Raw genomic sequence first — 17,899 nt, forward strand, 5'->3', positions numbered from 1 at the left:
AACGCGCGACGGGCCCCGGCACACGTGCCGGGGCCCGCTCGACGGCCGGGGGTCACGTGCGGCGGGTCAGCCGCCAGGTCGCGTACCCGCCGGTGCCGAGCGCGATCAGGAACACCGCCCACACCACACCGGTGCCCACCTGGAGTCCACCGCCGCTGCCCACGTTGGCCTGGGCGGCGGCGACGAGCGAGTCGCTCTGCGCGGGCGGCAGCGCGGCCGGCGGCAACTGCTGCCAGCGCACCAGCCCGGTGCTCTCCAGCATGGTCATGTGGTCGTTGACGAACGTGTTGGCGTCCTCGGCCAGCTTGCGCACGATCGGGTCACGGGTGCTGGCCCGGACCGCGCCGATCACCGGGAAGATCTTGCCGTGGGCGACCCGCAGCCGGGTGACGAAGATCTGGTCGAACCGGGCGCCGGTGGCGTTCTGCATCTCGGTCAGCCACCCCTTCTGCTCGGCCGTCGGATCCGTCGGCAGGGTGGCGCCCAGCTTGTTCGCGGCCTCGACCACCAGCAGGTCCAGCTCCGCGTGCTGCTTGGCGATCTCCGCGCCGACCTCGCGTACCCGGGCGGACTGGCCCTTCTCGGCCGCCATCTGCCCGGCCGGCATCTCCCACAGCCCGGCCAGCCGTACGCCGTTGAGCAGCGTCATGTCGGCGGCGTTCATCTGCACGCCGGGGTTGGGTGCGGCCTGTGCCGTCCCGGGAATGACGCCGATCCCCGCGCCCAGCGCGGCGAGCAGCAGTACCACCCGGTGCGCCAGCTTGCGGCGTGCGGATTCCAGCGATGCCATGGTTGCGGTGCCTCCTCGGTCCGGACCGGTACGCGGGGTCGTGGACGGCCGCGCAAGCCGGCCGCCCGTCCGCACACTGGTACGGATCGGCGGGCCGATCAGTTCAGCGGGTCGGCGAGGAGTCGTTCGAACGCCAGCTCGGCGGCGCCGATCAGCGCCGCGTCGCCACCGAGCTTCGGGGTACGCAGCCGTACGTGCTCCAGGCACGCGGGCAGCCCGTTCGAGTTGAGCCGGCTGCGTACCTGCGCCGCGGAGGCCAGGTAGAGGTCACGCATGGTGCCGCCGAAGATGACCATCTCCGGGTTGAAGATGTTCACCAGGTTCGCGACGCCGAAGCCGAGCCAGTCGCCGGCCTGCCGTACCGCGGTCTGGGCGCGGGCGTCGCCGCGGTCGGCGGCGTCGAAGACGGCGAGCAGGGCGTCCCGGCCACGCGCCTCGGACCGGCCGGCGGCGCGCAGCAGCCCGTGCTCGCCGATCTCGGTCTCCCAGCAGCCGCGCCGGCCGCAGTCGCAGCGCACCCCGTCGCGGACCACCACCATGTGGCCGACCTCGCCGCCGTAGCCGCCGTGCCCTCTCAGCCGCCGGCCCCCGGCGATGATGCCCGCGCCCACGCCGACGTCGCCGTAGATGTAGATGACGTTGTCGCAGCCGACCGCCGCGCCGCGGGCGTGCTCGGCGTACGCGGCCACGTCGGCCACGTTGCCCACCGTGATCGGTACGTCTATCCCCAGCTCGACGGCGAGCGCCGCACCGATCGGCTCGTCCACCCAGCCGGTGGTGGGGCTGAGCCGGACCAGTCCGTCCTCCCGGCGGACCATGCCGCACACGGCCACCCCGGCGCCGACGCAGATCGCGTCCGGCGGCACCGACTGGTGCATCTCCTTGACCGCGCCGGCGAGCAGCGGGGCGGCCTCCCCGGCGACCAGGTTGCGCGGCCGGTCCATCTCCCGGCGGTCGAGCACCTCACCGCCGAGCCCGACCCGCGCGGCCCGCAGCCGGTCCACCTCGACGCTGTACGCGTACGCGTAGACCCGACCCGACTCGGGCCGGACGACGAGTGACGGTCGTCCGGCCCGGCCGGTCTCCTTCGGCGTCCCCTCGCTGACCAGACCGGCGCCGGCCAGGTCCGCGGTCAGCGCGCCGATGGTGCTGCGGTTGAGGCCGAGCGCTGTGGTCAGCTCGGCCCGCGTGGTGGCGCCGTGGACGTGTACATAGCGGAGCAATGCGCCCAGGTTCTGCCGACGGATCTCGTCCTGACTGGGGCCCGCGCGCATTGCCACTGCCATGGTGTTCCCGTACCCCGGGTCAGCGCGTGCCGGTGGCGGCGGCCCGCCGACGCGACAGCGCGTCGATGGTCGCCGCGGCGAGCAGCACCACGCCGGTGACCACGAACTTGACGCCCGAGCTGTATCCCATCAGTCCCATACCGTTGTCGATGACCGCCACCACTGCGCCACCGAGCACGGCGTCGAGGACCCGGCCCTTGCCGCCGAAGAGGCTGGTGCCGCCGATCACCGCCGCGCCCACGGCGTAGAGCAGTACGTTACTGCCCCCGGTGTTGGGGTCGACCGAGTTGGCCCGGCTGGCGGCCACGATGCCGCCGATCGCGGCCATCGAGGAGCAGATGATGAACACGGAGATGCGGATCCGGTCGACGTTGATGCCGGCCCGGCGGGCCGCCTCGGCGTTGCCGCCGACCGCGTAGATGTGCCGCCCGTAGCTGGTGCGCTGGAGCACGAACGTCCAGACGACGAGCAGGATCGCGATGATCGGCACCACGATCGGCACGCCCTTGAGCGAGACGACGAGCACGTTGCGGCTGCGCTCCAGGTTGAGCACGTAGACCGCCACGCCGAGGATCACGGCCAGACCGGCGATCCGCGCGGCGACCACCGCGATCGGATCGGTGAGCAGGCCGCGGGCGGCACGGTTGCGGTGCCGCAGCAACTGCACGGCCGCGTACCCGACGACGGCGACGGCAGCGAGCGACCAGCCCAGCACGGGCGAGAGGTTGCGGTTGGCGATCGCCACGAGCACGTCGTCCCGGACCGCGATGTTGGCGCCCTCGTCCATGAGCGTCAGCACCACGCCCTGGAAGGCCAGGAACCCGGCGAGCGTGACCACGAAGGAGGGGATGCCGACCTTGGCGACCAGCAGGCCCAGCACGGTGCCGATCACCACGCCGGTGACGACGGCGGAGAGCACCGCCACGTACCAGGGGTAGCCGAGCACTGTCACCACGTTGGCCAGGATCGCGGCGCAGACGCCGCTGGCGAAGCCGGCGGAGAGGTCGATCTCGCCGAGCAGCAGGACGAAGACCAGACCCATCGCGATGAGCGTGACCGCCGCGCCCTGGGTGAACAGGTTCGCCAGGTTGCCGGCGGTGAAGAACGACGGGCGGGCGATCGAGAAGCCCACCGCCAGCGCCACGAGCATGACCACAGCGGGGAGCGCACCGATGTCGCCGCCGCGTACCCGGCGCCAGTAGTTGTTCACGTGGCTGCCGACGGTCGGTGTCGGGGTGACGCCGGCCGGGCCTTCCTTCTTCACGACGATGGCGGTCATCGGACGGCTCCTGGAGTGGTGTCGGCGGGCGCGGCGCCGTTGCCGCCCGGCTCGCCGGTGAGGCCGAGGCTGCCGGAGCGGCCGGCGGTGATCAGCTCGACCACCTGCGAGTGGGTGATGTCGGTGGTCTTCACCTGGGCGACCATCTGGCCGAGGTAGAGCGCGGCGATCCGGTCGGATACGGCGAAGACGTCGTTCATGTTGTGCGAGATCAGCACCACGGCCAGGCCGTTGTCGGCCAGCCGGCGGACCAGCTCCAGCACCTGGGCGGTCTGCGCGACGCCGAGTGCGGCGGTCGGCTCGTCCAGGATGACGAGCCGGCTGTTCCAGAGCACGGCCTTGGCGATGGCCACGGTCTGCCGCTGGCCGCCGGAGAGGCTGGCCACGTGCTGGCGCAGCGACTTCACGGTGCGCACGCTCAGGCCGGCGAGCGTCTCGGCGGCCATCTGCTCCATGGTCGGCTCGTCGAGCACGATGCCGCTGCGCTTCTCCCGGCCGAGGAACATGTTCTGCACGATGTCGAGGTTGTCGCAGAGCGCGAGGTCCTGGTAGACGACCTCGATCCCGAGCGCGGCGGCGTCCCGAGGGCTGTTGATGGTCACCGGGCGGCCGTCGAAGACGAACTCGCCGGCGTCGGTGGGGTGGATGCCACTGATGCACTTGACCAGGGTCGACTTGCCGGCGCCGTTGTCGCCGACCAGCGCGGTCACCTCGCCGGCGTGCGCGGCGAAGGCGACGTCACGCAGCACCTGGACGGGACCGAAGCTCTTGTCGATCCCGCGTAGCTCCAGCAGGGGGGTTGCGGACACGGGGTTCTCCTTTGGGCGGAGGGAGGTCTCGGATCCCGTCCGGCGCGGGCGCCGCCCGGCACGGGAAACCCCGTGCCGGGCGGCGCCGCCTGAGGCGGGTGGGTCAGCTCACGCCGGCGTCGGTGCAGAGCTTCGCGAAGGCATCGGTGCAGAGCTCTTCCTTGGTGACGTATCCGTCGGCCACCACGTCCTTGACGTTGTCCTTGTAGATGGCCTTGGGCTCCAGCAGCACCGACGGCACGTCCCGGCCGCCCTCCGGGTCCTTGACCGTCTGGCCGGTGTCCTTCCGCTCACCCTTGGCGAGCGCGATGGCCAGCTCGGCGGCGGCGTCCGCCTCCTTCTTGACCGCCTTGTAGACAGTCATGCACTGGTCACCGGCGAGGATGTTCTGCAGGCCCTCCTTGGTGGCGTCCTGACCGGTCACCGGAACCTTGCCGTTGAGCTTGTTCTTCTTCAGCACCGAGATGGCCGCGTTGCCGAGACCGTCGTTGGCGGCGAGCACGCCGTCGATCTTGCCGCCGGCCTTGGTCAGCTGCTGCTCGAAGATCGTGGCGGCCTGCGCGTTGTCCCAGGCCGGCACCGAGTCGTCGGCGACCTTGGTGTACTCCTTCGAGTCGAACTTCGGCTTGAGCACCGAGTCGTACCCGTTCTTGAACAGGGTGGCGTTGTTGTCGGTCGGCGAGCCGTTGAGGTACGCGATCGACGGGTTCTTGACGCCCTTGTCGGTCAGGCACTTGCTCAGGCCCTCGCCCTGGAGCTTGCCGACGGCCTCGTTGTCGAAGCTGACGTAGTACTGGGCGGAGCCGCCCAGGGTCAGCCGGTCGTAGTCGATGGTCGCGACGCCCTGCGACTTGGCCTTGTCGAGCACGGCCTTGCCGGTGCCGGAGTCCAGGTTGACGATCATCAGGACGTTGACGCCGTTGGTGATCATCTGGTCGGCGATGGTCTGGAACGCGGTCTTGTCGTTCTGCGCGTTCTGGATGTCGGACTCGACGCCGGCCGCGTCGAACGCCGCCTTGAGGTACTTGCGGTCCGCGCCCTCCCAGCGGGCGGAGGACTTGCTGTCCGGCAGGATCACGCCGATCTTCGGCTTCTTGGCGTTGGAGCCGCCGGCCTCGTCGGAAGAACCGCCGTTGTCACCGCAGGCGGCCATGCTGCCGGTCGCGAGAAGACCGACGGCCGCGAAGGTGAGGAAGCCCTTGCGCATGTGCAGGGTCCTTTCGGAGGTGGGGGAGTGGTGATGTTTTGTTGTGCCCGGCAACGTATTCCCCGCTTCCCATGCGCCGCAAGACTGCCGAGGTCAGAAGTTTGTTGGCGGCGGTAACAATTCAGCAACGCGGTTGTCACCCGCGGGACACCGCCGGGAGAGCGCGTTCCGGAAACGCTCCCACACGTACCGTCACGAGCCGCTCAGGCAGTGGCGATCGACGCCGTCGTCGCCCCGGTCAGCGCCACCAGATCCGTCGGCGCGAGCTGCACCTGCAACCCCCGGCGACCCGCCGAGACGTACACCGTCGGGTGCGTCAGCGCGGAGGCGTCGATGACAGTCGGTAGCCGCTTGCGCTGCCCGAGCGGGCTGATGCCGCCGCGGACGTATCCGGTCGCCCGCTCCGCCGTCGTGCGCTCCGCCATCGTCGCCCGCTTGCCGCCGGCCGCGGCGGCGAGCGCCTTCAGGTCCAGCTCGCCGGTCACCGGCACCACCGCCACCGTCAGCCCGCCGTCGACCTCGGTGACGAGCGACTTGAACACGCGCTCCGGCGCCACGCCGAGCGCGGTCGCCACGAGCGCACCGTAGTTCGGCGCGTCCGGCGAGACGTCGTAGGTGTGGGTGCTGTGGGCGATCTTCCGCTTGCTCAGCAACGCGATCGCCGGAGTGCCAGGGCCCGCCACGGGCTCAAGCTAACCCGCGCGCCGCGACACCGCGAGCCGGAAACGTGAGCCGGGGTCAACCGCCGGGCGGAACCGGCCGGCAGACGAGCACAGTGGGGTCGCCGGCCACCCGGGTCAGCGCCAGACCGGCCGCCTCGTCACCGGACAGCCGCAGGTCGCGGCGCAGCTTCTCCGGCTCCAGCGCCGAGCCGCGCTTACGGATCTCGACCCGGCCGACGCGCCGCTCCCGCAGCAGGGCGCGCAGCCGCTTCAGCGAGAACGGCAGCACGTCGGTGATCTCCAGGCAGCGGGCGAACGGGGTGGGCCGGGCCTCGTCGGCGTACAGGTAGGCGATCGACGGGTCGGCGAGCGTGGCGTCGAGGTCGGCGGCCAGCTCGGCGGCCAGGTGTGCGCGCACCACGGCCGGGTCCGGGTCGTAGAGGAACCGCCGCACCGGTCCCACCGGCGCCTCCTGCGCACCGGTCCCGGTGAGGTGATAGGAAGGGACCCTTTTACTACCGGAGGCGTTAAGAAGGGGCCCTTCCTTCTCGCGCAGCAGGGTGGCGCGGCGTGGGACCTCGGCCAGCTCGCCGCACCAGAGCGCGGCCTCGACCAGGTCGCCGTCCACGCTCACCCACTCCGCCTCGGCGCCGGCCGGGATCAGCGCGTGGTCCAGCCCGGGCGCCACCTTCACCACCGTGCGCGGCACGCGTGCGGCCAGGCCGGTGACGAAGTCCCACGGCGGCGAGTAGGCGTTCGGGTCGAACACACGCCGCCCGGTGCCGGCCCGCCGCCGCGCCGGATCGCAGAACACGGCGTCGACCCCTGTCGCGTCGAACGCCGTGGCGTCACCGCGCTCGACAGTCACCAGGTCGGCCAGCCCGGCCGCCTCGGCGTTCGCGGCCGCCATCGCGGCGGTCACCGGGTCGGCCTCCACCGCGTACACCCGGATGCCGGCGCGGGCCGCGGCGAGCGCGTCGGCCCCCAGCCCGCACCCCAGGTCGGCCAGCGTGGTCACACCCGTGGCCCGCAGCCGCGCGGCGCGCCGGTCGGCGACCGCGCGGCGGGTGGCCTGCTCCAGCCCGGCCCGGGTGAGGAACATCCCGGCCGCCGCCGCGCCGAACTTGCCGGCGGCCCGGCGGCGCAGCTCCGCCTGGGTGAGTGCGGCCGCCGCGAGCCCGCCGGGAATCCCGGCCGAACGCAGCGCGGCCGCCGCCGCCAGCGGGTCGCCGCCGGCCACCCGTTCGGCCGCGGCGAGCGCGGCCGACCCCTCGGGGGTACGCAGCGCGGCGAGCTGGTCGAGATCCACGCGCTCATTCTCCCGGCCCGGTTCCGGCGCGACACGGAGGGCGACGCGTTGGCACTCTCCTTGACGGAGTGCTAGCCGAGGAATAACCTGCGATTAGCACTCTCACCCTGAGGGTGCCAACGCCCGAGCCTCGTGCCCGGGGGTTGAGCGCCAGGCGGACCGGCACCCGCGACGACGGCCCCGCCCGGTGGCATGTGGCAGATTGACGCTGGTCGGCATGCCGGCCGGCAACGACACCAAGTACCCGGGAGGGTATGCCCGTGACTACCGCGACCAAGGTTGCGATCAAGCCGCTCGAGGACCGCATCGTGGTCCAGGCGAACGAGGCCGAGACCACCACCGCCTCGGGCATCGTGATCCCCGACACCGCCAAGGAGAAGCCGCAGGAGGGCACCGTCCTCGCTGTCGGCCCGGGCCGGATCGACGACAAGGGCAACCGCGTGCCGATCGACGTGAAGGTCGGCGACACCGTCCTCTACTCGAAGTACGGCGGCACCGAGGTCAAGTACGCCGGCGAGGAGTACCTGGTGCTCTCCGCCCGCGACGTCCTCGCGGTCATCGAGAAGTAAGCAACCGATCAGTGTCGTTGCCCCGGTCCGGCTCGCCGGGCCGGGGCGACGTCGCTTCGAAGGGATACTGATGGCGAAGATCCTCAGCTTCTCGGACGACGCCCGGCACCTGCTCGAGCACGGTGTCAACGCCCTCGCGGACGCGGTGAAGGTCACCCTCGGCCCGCGCGGGCGCAACGTCGTCCTGGACAAGAAGTTCGGTGCGCCCACGATCACCAACGACGGCGTGACCATCGCCAAGGAGATCGAGCTCACCAACCCGTACGAGAACCTCGGCGCGCAGCTGGTCAAGGAGGTGGCGACCAAGACCAACGACGTCGCCGGCGACGGGACCACCACCGCCACCGTGCTGGCCCAGGCCATGGTCCGCGAGGGCCTGCGCAACGTGGCCGCCGGCACCAACCCGACCGGCCTGAAGCGGGGCATCGACGCGGCGGCCGCCAAGGTCTCCGAGGCGCTGCTCGGCAAGGCCGTCGAGGTCGCCGGCAAGGAGTCGATCGCGCACGTCGCGACCGTCTCCGCGCAGGACGCCGCCATCGGCGACCTGATCGCCGAGGCGATGGAGAAGGTCGGCCGCGACGGCGTCATCACCGTCGAGGAGGGCTCCGCGCTCACCACCGAGCTGGAGGTGACCGAGGGTCTCCAGTTCGACAAGGGCTTCATCTCGCCGAACTTCGTCACCGACCTGGAGGCGCAGGAGGCGGTCCTGGAGGACCCGTACATCCTGATCACCACCCAGAAGATCTCGGCGATCGAGGAGCTGCTGCCGCTGCTGGAGAAGGTTCTCCAGAACAACAAGCCGCTGCTCATCGTCGCCGAGGACGTCGAGGGCCAGGCCCTGTCCACGCTCGTGGTCAACGCGCTGCGCAAGACCGTCAAGGTCTGCGCCGTCAAGGCCCCCGGCTTCGGCGACCGCCGCAAGGCGATGCTCCAGGACATGGCGATCCTGACCGGCGCCGAGCTGGTCGCCCCGGAGCTGGGCTACAAGCTCGACCAGGTCGGCTTGGAGGTGCTCGGCACCGCCCGTCGCGTCGTGGTCGACAAGGAGAACACCACAGTCGTCGACGGTGGCGGGCAGGCCTCCGAGGTCGCCGACCGGGTCGCGCAGATCCGCAAGGAGATCGAGGCCTCCGACTCCGAGTGGGACCGGGAGAAGCTGGCCGAGCGGCTGGCGAAGCTCTCCGGCGGCATCGCCGTGATCAAGGTCGGCGCGGCCACCGAGGTCGAGATGAAGGAGCGCAAGCACCGCATCGAGGACGCCATCGCCGCGACCAAGGCCGCGGTCGAGGAGGGCACGGTCCCGGGTGGCGGTGCCGCCCTGGCCCAGATCCTGCCGGCGCTCGACGACGACCTGGGCTTCACCGGTGACGAGAAGGTCGGCGTCTCGATCGTGCGCAAGGCGCTCGTCGAGCCGCTGCGCTGGATCGCCCAGAACGCCGGCCACGACGGCTACGTGGTGGTGCAGAAGGTCGTCGCCCAGGACTGGGGTCACGGCCTCGACGCCGCCACCGGCGAGTACGTCGACCTGGCCAAGTCCGGCATCATCGACCCGGTGAAGGTGACCCGCAACGCGGTCAGCAACGCCGCCTCGATCGCCGGCCTGCTGCTCACCACCGAGAGCCTCGTGGTGGAGAAGCCGGCCGAGCCGGAGCCGGCCGCCGGTGGCCACGGCCACTCGCACGGTCACGGCCACCAGCACGGCCCGGGCTTCTGACCCGACCGCACGGCCCGACGTCAGGGCACACCGCCGACCCGGTGGTGTGCCCTGACGCGTATGCCCTTACGGAACGCTGACGACATTGGCAGCCGGGCCGGCGGGTCGACCAGACTGGACGCCGTGAGCACCCTCTCCCGCCGCCGCGCGGCACTGGCCGGTGTCGTCGCCGCCGTGGTGGCACTCGGCACCGCCGAGCCCGTGGCGGTCCTGACCGGTCCCCGGTCCGCGCCGCTCGTCGCCGTCGGCGGACTCGTCGTCGACCTCGTACCCGAGCCGGTCAAGCAGTTCGCCATCGACGTCTTCGGCACGTACGACAAGATCGCCCTGCTGGTCGGGACGGCGCTGCTGCTGGCCGCCTTCGGGGCGCTGCTCGGCCTGGCGGCGGCCCGGCGGCTGGTGATCGGCCTGGCCGGCGTCGCCGCGTTCGCCGTGCTCGGCGTCGCCGCCGCGCTGACCCGGGCCGGCGCTGACGCGTTCGACGCGCTGCCCTCCCTGGTCGGCGGCGGACTCGGCGCGCTGACGCTCTGGGCGTTCGTGGCCGGACCGCTGGGCGCCGGCCCGGCACGCCGGGAGCAGGCCGGGCGCGACCGGGCCGACGCGGCGGACCGGCCGCCGTCGGCGCCGCCTCCGGCGGTCGCCGCGCTCGCGGGGGAGGAGAAGACCCCGGGCGGCTGGGAGCCGGTACGGCACGACGACGACGCGGAGTCGCGGCGGCGGTTCCTGCGCGGCGCCGGGCTGCTCACCGGCGCTGCGGCGGTGGCCGGGCTGGGCGGGCACTGGCTGGCCGGGCGGCGCGGCGTGTCGGCGGCCCGGGAGGCGGTGACGCTGCCCGCCCCGGCCGCGCCCGCCCCGCAGGTGCCGGCCGGAGCCGACCTGTCACTGCCCCGGCTCGCGCCGTACGTGACGCCGAACCGGGAGTTCTACCGGATCGACACGGCGCTGGTGGTGCCGCAGGTGGACCCGGCCACCTGGCGGCTGCGGATCCACGGGCGGGTGCGCAACCCGATCGAGCTGAGCTTCGACGACCTGCTGGCCCGCCCGATGGTCGAGCGGTACGTGACGCTCGCCTGCGTCTCCAACGAGGTGGGCGGCGACCTGATCGGCAACGCGCGCTGGCTCGGCGTACCGATCAGGGAACTGCTCGACGAGGCCGGCCCGGAGGAGGGCGCGGACCAGGTGGTGGGCCGCGCGGTCGACGGGTGGACCTGCGGCACGCCCACCTCAGTGCTGCGCGACGGGCGGGACGCGCTGCTCGCGGTCGGGATGAACGGCGAGCCGCTGCCGATCCAGCACGGCTTCCCGGTGCGGATGGTGGTGCCCGGCCTCTACGGGTACGTGTCGGCCTGCAAGTGGCTCACCGAGCTGGAGCTGACCAGCTTCGCCGACTTCGACGCGTACTGGGTGCCGCGCGGCTGGTCCGCGCAGGGCCCGATCAAGACGCAGTCCCGGATCGACACGCCCCGGCCCCGCAGCCGCCCGGCCGCCGGTCCGGTGATCGTGGCCGGTGTGGCGTGGGCGCAGCACCGCGGCATCCGTCGCGTCGAGGTACGCGTCGACGGCGGCCCCTGGCAGGAGGCGACGCCGGCCCCGGCGGTGTCGGCGGACACCTGGGTGCAGTGGTCCTGGCGGTGGGACGCGACGCCGGGCGAGCACACGCTCCAGGTGCGGGCGACCGACACGACCGGTGAGACCCAGACGGAACAGCGCGCCCCGGTCGCCCCGGACGGCGCGACCGGCTGGCACACAGTGCGGGTCACGGTCACCTGACGACCGCCCCACCCCGAAAGATCAACACCAGTTCCCCGAAGTGGTGGCATCAGAGGCTCCGCGATATGGCCATTTCGCCGAGCTGGTGTTGATCACGCGGGGGCCGGGGCGGGACGACACGACGCCGCGCCCCGGGGGTCCGGGGCGCGGCGTCGGGGGTCGTGAAGCCGGTCAGGCGACCTTGCGCTGGTCCGGCACGGCGGTGTTGTGCGGCCGGCCGAGGCGCGCCTCCAGCCGGGCGATGTCCACCTTGGTCTGCCGGCGGTCGGCCAGGTCCTCCCAGCCGAGGGCGAGCAGCCGCAGCCGCTCGGACTCGCTGAACCCGCCCCAGACGCCGTACGGCTCGCGTACGGAGAGCGCGTGGGCGGCGCACTCGGCGCGTACCGGGCAGGCACGGCAGACCGACTTGGCACCCATCTCGCGGCGCAGCCGGGAGGAGCCGCGCTCGCCGTCCGGGTGGAAGAACTGCGCGCTGTCGCGGCCACGGCAGGCTCCGAGCCGCTGCCAGTCCCAGAGCTCGTCGATCGGTCCAGGCAGCCTACGTACGTTCGACATCAGCACCCCTCCTCCCGCGCGGCACCGCGGAGAATGTTCGTTGCCAGCTACCGGGCGGCGGTCCGCGCGGGATGCCGGTTCCGGATGAACCCCTCGGTACCCGAGCGGTCCGCGGCTCACACATCTGTGATCGAAAACCTCGGACACTCGGCGGCATATGCCCCATCTGTCGGAAAAGTTCGGATGATTGCCCGGAACCCCCTCCCGAGCCCACCTCCGCATGGTCTGCTCTGAGTCGGAGAGGAGACCACTGTGCGTAGTGTTCTTGTGTGCGTTCGGACACCATTGGCGGCCCAGCATCTGACCTCCGCGGCGGCGCGGCTCGGGCTGTCCGGCGTCGTCCGGACGGCCGTCTCCGATCCGGAGGTGATGTTGCGGCTCGCCGAGCGCCCGGTGGACGTGGTGCTCGCCGACACCGCCCTGACCCGTCCGGACAGCGCCGGCTTCGTCCGGCGGGTGCTGGCCCGTGCCCCGCAGGCTGCGGTGCTGCTGCTCGGCGCCGAGGAGTCGGAGTCGGCGGCGGCCACCATCAGCGCCGGGGCGCGCGGACTGATCCAGAACGCCGACCACGACCTGACCAGCGCGGTCGCCAAGGCGCTGCTGCTGCTCTCCGCCCCCGGGCGGAGCAACAGGCACCGGGTGGCGGACACCGCCCGGGACGCGGCGGCTGTGGGCGGGCCGACCCGGCCGGCGGCGCCGGGGCGTACCCAGGGTGGGCCCGGCTGGCCGGCGACGGCGCCGGTGGACGCGGCGGGCCTGCCCACAGTGGTGCCCGTGCAGCGGGGTGAGGACCCGGACGACCCGGCGGCGGCCGACGGCGCGGAGGCGCCCCGGCCCGGTGCGGCCCAGCGGCCGGCGCGGTCGCCGCGCAGCGCGATCGGGCTGACCGAGCGGGAGCTTCAGGTGCTGCTCGGCATGGCCGAGGGCAAGAGCAACGCGGAGATCGGGCGGGAGCTGTTCGTCTCCGAGGACACGGTCAAGACGCACGCCCGGCGGCTGTTCCGCAAGCTCGGCGCGCGCGACCGGGCGCACGCCGTGGCGGCCGGGTTCCGGGCCGGCCTGGTCGCCTGACCCGCGCGGGGATCACTCCTGCGCGGAGTCGTCGGTGCCCTCGGTGAGCGTGTCGTGCACGCCGTCGGCGTAGCCGCGGGCGTAGTCCCAGCTCACGTAGTGGTCCGGGTCGGGGTCGTAGGCCGGCTCGTGCACCCGGGGACGCCCCGAGTTGAGCAGGTGGCGCAGGTTGCCGCGCAGCAGGTCCCAGTCGAAGTAGTGCGGCTCGCGGCAGTCTTCGCACTCGATCACCAGGCCGCGCACGCCGATCGGCTGGAGCAACGCCTGGTAGATCTCCAGATCGGCGAGATCCTCCAGGACGTCCTGGCGCTCGACCTCGCTCAGCGGGTCGAGCGCGTCGTCGTCGCCGGGATCGTGCAGGCCGGCAGCCGGATCGGCCGGGTCGCCGTTGAACGGGTCGATGGGCTCGTCGTGCACCCCTTCACCGTAGACCCCGCGCCGCAGGAAAGCCCGCCCCAGCCCGTGCTGTGGCCCGGCCTACCCTCGGGCCCGCCGCTTCCCGGGCGCGGACGGGCAAGTGGGTACGATGAGGCGACGCGCCGTCACCAGGCGCCTGCCGGTGCCCCCGCGCGCCGCCTCGCTGCAGCCCGTACGACCAGCTCAGGGGAGCAATCGTGGAGAATTCGCCCAGCACCGAGATCCCGGCCGGCACCGACGGCGGGGAGTTGGGTGGCCATCTGCCCGAGCTGCCGGCCGGTTCGGCCCGGGTGGTGCCGCTCGGGCTGACCTTCGACGACGTCCTGCTCCAGCCGGGCGAGTCGGACGTCGTGCCCAGCCGCGTCAACACCCGCACCCGCCTCACCCGCAACATCGAGCTGACCGTGCCGCTGCTGTCCAGCGCGATGGACACCGTCACCGAGGCGCGGATGGCGATCGCCATGGCACGCCAGGGCGGCATCGGCGTGCTGCACCGCAACCTCTCCGTCGAGGACCAGGCGCTCCAGGTCGACCTGGTGAAGCGCTCCGAGTCCGGCATGATCACCAACCCGGTGACGGCCAGCCCGGACGACACGCTGCGCGAGGTCGACGCGCTCTGCGGGCGCTACCGCATCTCCGGCGTGCCGGTGGTGGACGGGCAGGGCCAGCTGGTCGGCATCGTCACCAACCGCGACATGCGGTTCGTCTCCGACCCGGCCACGCCGGTGCGCGAGATCATGACCCGCACCCCGCTGATCACCGCCCCGGTCGGCGTGAGCAAGGACGACGCGCTCGGCCTGCTGCGCCAGCACAAGATCGAGAAGCTGCCGATCGTGGACGCGGGCGGCAAGCTGCGCGGCCTGATCACGGTCAAGGACTTCACCAAGAGCGAGCAGTACCCGAACGCCACCAAGGACGACGCGGGCCGGCTCCGGGTCGCCGCAGCGGTCGGTGTCGGCGAGGACGGCTACAAGCGCGCCCGTGCCCTGGTCGACGCCGGCGTGGACGTCGTCATCGTCGACACCGCGCACGGCCACCAGCGCGCCGTGCTGGAGATGGTCGCCCGGCTCAAGCGGGACGTCTCCATCGACATCGTGGGCGGCAACATCGCCACGTACGCGGGCGCGAAGGCGCTCGTCGAGGCCGGTGCGGACGGCGTGAAGGTGGGCGTCGGCCCGGGCGCCATCTGCACCACCCGGATCGTGGCCGGTGTGGGCGTACCGCAGATCACCGCGATCATGGAGGCGGCCCGCGCCGCCGGCCCGGCCGGTGTGCCGGTCATCGGTGACGGCGGCATCCAGTACTCGGGCGACATCGCCAAGGCGCTCGTCGCCGGCGCCGACACGGTGATGCTCGGCAGCCTGCTCGCAGGCTGCGAGGAGAGCCCCGGCGAGCTGATCTTCATCAACGGCAAGCAGTACAAGGCGTACCGGGGGATGGGCTCGCTCGGCGCGATGCAGTCGCGCGGCCAGGGCAAGTCCTACTCCAAGGACCGCTACTTCCAGCAGGACGTGCTCGCCGAGGACAAGCTCGTCCCGGAGGGCGTCGAGGGTCAGGTGCCCTACCGGGGGCCGCTCTCCGCCGTCGCCCACCAGCTCATCGGCGGGCTGCGCGCCGCGATGGGGTACGTGGGCGCGGAGAGCATCCCGGAGCTGCACCGGCGCGGCCAGCTCATCCGGATCACCGCGGCCGGGCTCAAGGAGAGCCACCCGCACGACATCCAGATGACCGTCGAGGCGCCCAACTACCACTCCCGCTGAACCACCACCCCCAAACCACCTGGAGTCCCCCATGCGTGACGTGGTCGAGATCGGGCTGGGCAAGACCGCGCAGCGCGGCTACCACCTGGACGACATCGCCATCGTGCCGAGCCGCCGCACCCGGGACGTCGACGACGTCTCCACCGCGTGGCAGCTCGACGCGTACCAGTTCGGCATCCCCTGCGTCGCGCACCCCTCGGACGCGACCATGAGCCCCGCCTCGGCGGTCCGGCTCGGCCAGCTCGGCGGCCTCGGCGTGCTCAACGTCGAGGGCCTCTGGACCCGGTACGAGAACCCGGCCAAGATCCTGGAGGAGCTGGCCGGTCTCGGCGAGGACGCGCGGGCGACCAAGCGCCTCCAGGAGGTCTACGCCGAGCCGATCCGCCCCGACCTGATCGCCGAGCGGGTCCGCGAGCTGCGTGAGGGCGGCGGCACGGTGGCGGTACGGGTCTCCCCGCAGCACACCCTGGCGCTGGCCCCGGTGATCCTCGACGCCGGCGTGGACATCCTGGTCATCCAGGGCACGCTCGTCTCGGCCGAGCACGTCTCCACCACCGACGAGCCGCTCAACCTCAAGGAGTTCATCGCCGACCTGGACCTGCCGGTCGTCGTCGGCGGGTGCACCGACTACAAGACCGCGCTGCACCTGATGCGTACCGGCGCGGCCGGTGTGATCGTGGGCATCGGCGGCGACGACTGGTCGACCACCGAGTCGGTGCTCGGCATCCGGGTGCCGATGGCCACCGCCATCGCCGACGCCGCCGCTGCCCGCCGCGACTACCTGGACGAGACCGGCGGCCGGTACGTGCACCTGATCGCCGACGGCGACATGCAGACCTCCGGCGACATCGCCAAGGCGCTCGGGTGCGGCGCGGACGCGGTGATGCTCGGCGAGCCACTGTCGTTGTGCGAGGAGGCGCCGGCCGGGGGCGCCTGGTGGCACTCCGCGGCCAGCCACCCGTCGCTGCCCCGTGGGGCGTTCGAGGTGGCCGGTGAGCCGCTCGGCTCGATGGAGAAGCTGCTGTTCGGCCCGGCCGACGAGCCGGACGGCCAGCTCAACCTCTTCGGCGGCCTGCGCCGCGCGATGGCCAAGTGCGGCTACCGCGACCTGAAGGAGTTCCAGAAGGTCGGGCTGGTCCTCGACCGCTGAGCACCGCTGAGCATCGGCTGAGCACCGCGCGGCGGCGCGGGCGGCGGCGCGGACGTGTTCCGGCCCCGCCCGCGCCGTCGCGCGTCTAGGCTCGCCGGGTGGGACGGGGGCGGGTCTGGGCGGCAGGGCTGGTGGCGGCGGCGTTCGCGCTGAGCGGGTGCACCGGCGGCGACGAGAGCGGGTTCCGGCCGGGCGCGGCGGACGCCGGTGACCCGTACGTGCCGGGGGCCGGCAACGGCGGCTACGACGTGGGCCACTACGCGCTGGACGTGCGGTACGACCCGGCCGGCGACCGGCTCACCGGCACCGCGACGCTGACCGTCACCGCCACCCGGGCGCTGTCCCGGTTCCAGCTCGACCTGGCCGGGCTGGACGTCGAGCGGGTGCGGGTGGACGGCGAGGCGGTGAAGCACCGCCACGACGGCGCCGAGCTGATCGTCACCCCGTCGGGCGGGCTGCCGTCCGGGCGGCGGTTCACTGTCGAGGTCACGTACGGCGGGGTGCCGAAGCCGCTGCCGAACGCCGAACTGGGCGACGGCGGATTCCACGCCACACCGGACGGTGCGATAGCGCTCGGTCAGCCGGAGTCGGCGAGCACCTGGTACCCGGTCAACGACCACCCGTCGGACAAGGCCACCTACGACCTCGCGGTCACCGTGCCGGACGGCCTCGCCGCGCTGTCGAACGGCGTGCCGGAGGGGAGGACCTCAAGCGGCGGCTGGACCACCTGGCGCTGGGCGGAACGCGCGCCGATGGCCAGCTATCTGAGCACGCTGGTGATCGGCGACTACCGGGTCAGCAGCGGCACCCACGCCGGCAAGCCGCTGGTCACCGCCGTCGCCGCGGCGCTGCCCGCGGACGGTCCGGCCGCCGCGTCGGTGGCCCGCACCGGCGAGGTCGCCGATTTCCTGGCCGCGCGCTTCGGCCCGTACCCGTTCGAGGCGTACGGCGGCGTGGTGGTCGCCGACGAACGCATCCGGTACGCGCTGGAGACGCAGAGCCGTCCGGTCTACGGGCCGGCGTTCTTCCGCGGGGACCGGCCGAACACCGAGGTGGTCGCGCACGAGCTGGCGCACCAGTGGTTCGGCGACAGCGTCTCGGTGGCCCGGTGGAGCGACATCTGGCTCAACGAGGGCTTCGCCACGTACGCCGAATGGCTCTGGGCCGAGCACGACGGCGGGCGCACAGTGGCGCAGACCGTCGTCGAGCGCTACGCGGCCACCGACTGGTCGAGGCCCACAGTCGACCCGGGCCGGGCCGGGATGTTCGGCGACGCGGTCTACCAGCGGGGCGCGCTCGCGGTGCACGCGCTGCGCCGCGCGGTGGGCGACGAGGCGTTCTACCGGGTGCTGCGCGGATGGCTGGCGCAGCACCGCGACGGCAACGTCACCACTGCCGATTTCATCGGGTACGCCGAACGAACGTCCGGGCGGCCGCTGCGGGCGCTGCTGGACGCCTGGCTGGTCGGGGGCACGCCACCGGGACTGCCGTGACGCACGCGTGACCGCCGCTGGGTAGGCTGCCGCGGTCGGAGCGGCCCGTGGGCGGGGC

Annotated in this window: 16 protein-coding genes; 7 read left to right on the top strand and 9 right to left on the bottom strand. The window is 72.7% G+C overall.

What is annotated here, in order from left to right; genetic code table 11:
- Nucleotides 1-52 precede the first annotated feature (52 nt).
- The 7 genes from IF06_RS0105575 to IF06_RS0105605 all read right to left on the bottom strand — a co-directional run bounded on the left by IF06_RS0105575 (nucleotide 53) and on the right by IF06_RS0105605 (nucleotide 7,342).
- The gene (locus IF06_RS0105575) at nucleotides 53-790 is read right to left on the bottom strand and encodes a DUF4142 domain-containing protein (RefSeq protein WP_013288552.1); all 738 of its coding nucleotides are present in this window, start codon (nucleotides 788-790) and stop codon (nucleotides 53-55) included.
- Between the two features lie 98 nt (nucleotides 791-888).
- Nucleotides 889-2,064 (bottom strand): ROK family protein, encoded by a 1,176-nt coding sequence (locus IF06_RS0105580; protein ID WP_030269402.1) that lies wholly within the window; start codon nucleotides 2,062-2,064, stop codon nucleotides 889-891.
- Nucleotides 2,065-2,095: 31 nt separating this feature from the next.
- Complete coding sequence (locus tag IF06_RS0105585; protein WP_013288550.1) at nucleotides 2,096-3,355, bottom strand: sugar ABC transporter permease; 1,260 nt, start codon at nucleotides 3,353-3,355, stop codon at nucleotides 2,096-2,098.
- On the bottom strand, nucleotides 3,352-4,164 hold the full coding sequence (locus IF06_RS0105590) for an ATP-binding cassette domain-containing protein (protein ID WP_013288549.1): 813 nt from the start codon (nucleotides 4,162-4,164) through the stop codon (nucleotides 3,352-3,354). The genes IF06_RS0105585 and IF06_RS0105590 overlap by 4 nt, the downstream gene beginning before the upstream one ends.
- 103 nt (nucleotides 4,165-4,267) lie before the next feature.
- A complete protein-coding gene (locus IF06_RS0105595; RefSeq protein WP_013288548.1) occupies nucleotides 4,268-5,371 on the bottom strand; it encodes a sugar ABC transporter substrate-binding protein in 1,104 nt (367 codons plus the stop codon).
- A gap of 203 nt (nucleotides 5,372-5,574) precedes the next feature.
- Complete coding sequence (gene ybaK, locus IF06_RS0105600) at nucleotides 5,575-6,054, bottom strand: Cys-tRNA(Pro) deacylase (RefSeq protein WP_013288547.1); 480 nt, start codon at nucleotides 6,052-6,054, stop codon at nucleotides 5,575-5,577.
- Between the two features lie 55 nt (nucleotides 6,055-6,109).
- Complete coding sequence (locus IF06_RS0105605; protein ID WP_030269404.1) at nucleotides 6,110-7,342, bottom strand: THUMP-like domain-containing protein; 1,233 nt, start codon at nucleotides 7,340-7,342, stop codon at nucleotides 6,110-6,112.
- A gap of 254 nt (nucleotides 7,343-7,596) precedes the next feature.
- Here IF06_RS0105605 and groES point away from each other — a divergent pair, with 254 nt between their 5' ends.
- The 3 genes from groES to IF06_RS0105620 all read left to right on the top strand — a co-directional run bounded on the left by groES (nucleotide 7,597) and on the right by IF06_RS0105620 (nucleotide 11,395).
- Nucleotides 7,597-7,911: a co-chaperone GroES gene (gene groES / locus IF06_RS0105610; protein WP_018222648.1), complete on the top strand. Its 315-nt coding sequence runs from the start codon at nucleotides 7,597-7,599 to the stop codon at nucleotides 7,909-7,911.
- A 70-nt stretch (nucleotides 7,912-7,981) separates the two neighbouring features.
- A complete protein-coding gene (groL, locus tag IF06_RS0105615) occupies nucleotides 7,982-9,625 on the top strand; it encodes a chaperonin GroEL (protein WP_013288545.1) in 1,644 nt (547 codons plus the stop codon).
- Nucleotides 9,626-9,748: 123 nt separating this feature from the next.
- Entirely contained in the window at nucleotides 9,749-11,395 is a 1,647-nt protein-coding gene (locus IF06_RS0105620) for a sulfite oxidase (protein WP_030269406.1), read from the top strand.
- A gap of 171 nt (nucleotides 11,396-11,566) precedes the next feature.
- Here the strand turns inward: IF06_RS0105620 and IF06_RS0105625 are convergent, their stop codons facing one another.
- Nucleotides 11,567-11,950: a WhiB family transcriptional regulator gene (locus IF06_RS0105625; RefSeq protein ID WP_013288543.1), complete on the bottom strand. Its 384-nt coding sequence runs from the start codon at nucleotides 11,948-11,950 to the stop codon at nucleotides 11,567-11,569.
- Nucleotides 11,951-12,202: 252 nt separating this feature from the next.
- On the opposite strand from IF06_RS0105625, the gene IF06_RS0105630 reads away from it, so the two are divergent.
- Nucleotides 12,203-13,021 (top strand): helix-turn-helix transcriptional regulator, encoded by an 819-nt coding sequence (locus tag IF06_RS0105630; RefSeq protein ID WP_013288542.1) that lies wholly within the window; start codon nucleotides 12,203-12,205, stop codon nucleotides 13,019-13,021.
- 12 nt (nucleotides 13,022-13,033) lie between these two features.
- On the opposite strand, the gene IF06_RS0105635 is transcribed toward IF06_RS0105630, so the two are convergent.
- Nucleotides 13,034-13,438 (bottom strand): DUF5319 domain-containing protein, encoded by a 405-nt coding sequence (locus tag IF06_RS0105635; RefSeq protein ID WP_013288541.1) that lies wholly within the window; start codon nucleotides 13,436-13,438, stop codon nucleotides 13,034-13,036.
- 197 nt (nucleotides 13,439-13,635) lie between these two features.
- Between IF06_RS0105635 and guaB the strand changes: the two genes are divergently transcribed.
- The 3 genes from guaB (at nucleotide 13,636) to IF06_RS0105650 (ending at nucleotide 17,841) form a co-directional block, all read left to right on the top strand.
- Nucleotides 13,636-15,198, top strand: a complete 1,563-nt coding sequence (gene guaB, locus IF06_RS0105640; protein WP_030269408.1) for an IMP dehydrogenase — start codon at nucleotides 13,636-13,638, stop codon at nucleotides 15,196-15,198.
- 31 nt (nucleotides 15,199-15,229) lie between these two features.
- The gene (locus tag IF06_RS0105645; protein ID WP_013288539.1) at nucleotides 15,230-16,348 is read left to right on the top strand and encodes a GuaB3 family IMP dehydrogenase-related protein; all 1,119 of its coding nucleotides are present in this window, start codon (nucleotides 15,230-15,232) and stop codon (nucleotides 16,346-16,348) included.
- 98 nt (nucleotides 16,349-16,446) lie between these two features.
- Nucleotides 16,447-17,841 (top strand): M1 family metallopeptidase, encoded by a 1,395-nt coding sequence (locus IF06_RS0105650; RefSeq protein WP_030269410.1) that lies wholly within the window; start codon nucleotides 16,447-16,449, stop codon nucleotides 17,839-17,841.
- Nucleotides 17,842-17,899 lie beyond the last annotated feature (58 nt).

This window comes from Micromonospora globosa, assembly GCF_000717585.1.
Classification (GTDB): Bacteria; Actinomycetota; Actinomycetes; order Mycobacteriales; family Micromonosporaceae; genus Micromonospora; species Micromonospora aurantiaca.

Bases quoted from the DNA above. Each gene is read 5' to 3' on its own strand.
- IF06_RS0105595 (WP_013288548.1), bottom strand. From the start codon at position 5,371: ATGCGCAAGGGCTTCCTCACCTTCGCGGCCGTCGGTCTTCTCGCGACC.
- IF06_RS0105580 (WP_030269402.1), bottom strand. From the start codon at position 2,064: ATGCGCGCGGGCCCCAGTCAGGACGAGATCCGTCGGCAGAACCTGGGC.
- IF06_RS0105625 (WP_013288543.1), bottom strand. From the start codon at position 11,950: ATGTCGAACGTACGTAGGCTGCCTGGACCGATCGACGAGCTCTGGGAC.
- groL (WP_013288545.1), top strand. From the start codon at position 7,982: ATGGCGAAGATCCTCAGCTTCTCGGACGACGCCCGGCACCTGCTCGAG.
- IF06_RS0105645 (WP_013288539.1), top strand. From the start codon at position 15,230: ATGCGTGACGTGGTCGAGATCGGGCTGGGCAAGACCGCGCAGCGCGGC.
- groES (WP_018222648.1), top strand. From the start codon at position 7,597: ATGCCCGTGACTACCGCGACCAAGGTTGCGATCAAGCCGCTCGAGGAC.
- IF06_RS0105585 (WP_013288550.1), bottom strand. From the start codon at position 3,355: ATGACCGCCATCGTCGTGAAGAAGGAAGGCCCGGCCGGCGTCACCCCG.
- IF06_RS0105575 (WP_013288552.1), bottom strand. From the start codon at position 790: ATGGCATCGCTGGAATCCGCACGCCGCAAGCTGGCGCACCGGGTGGTA.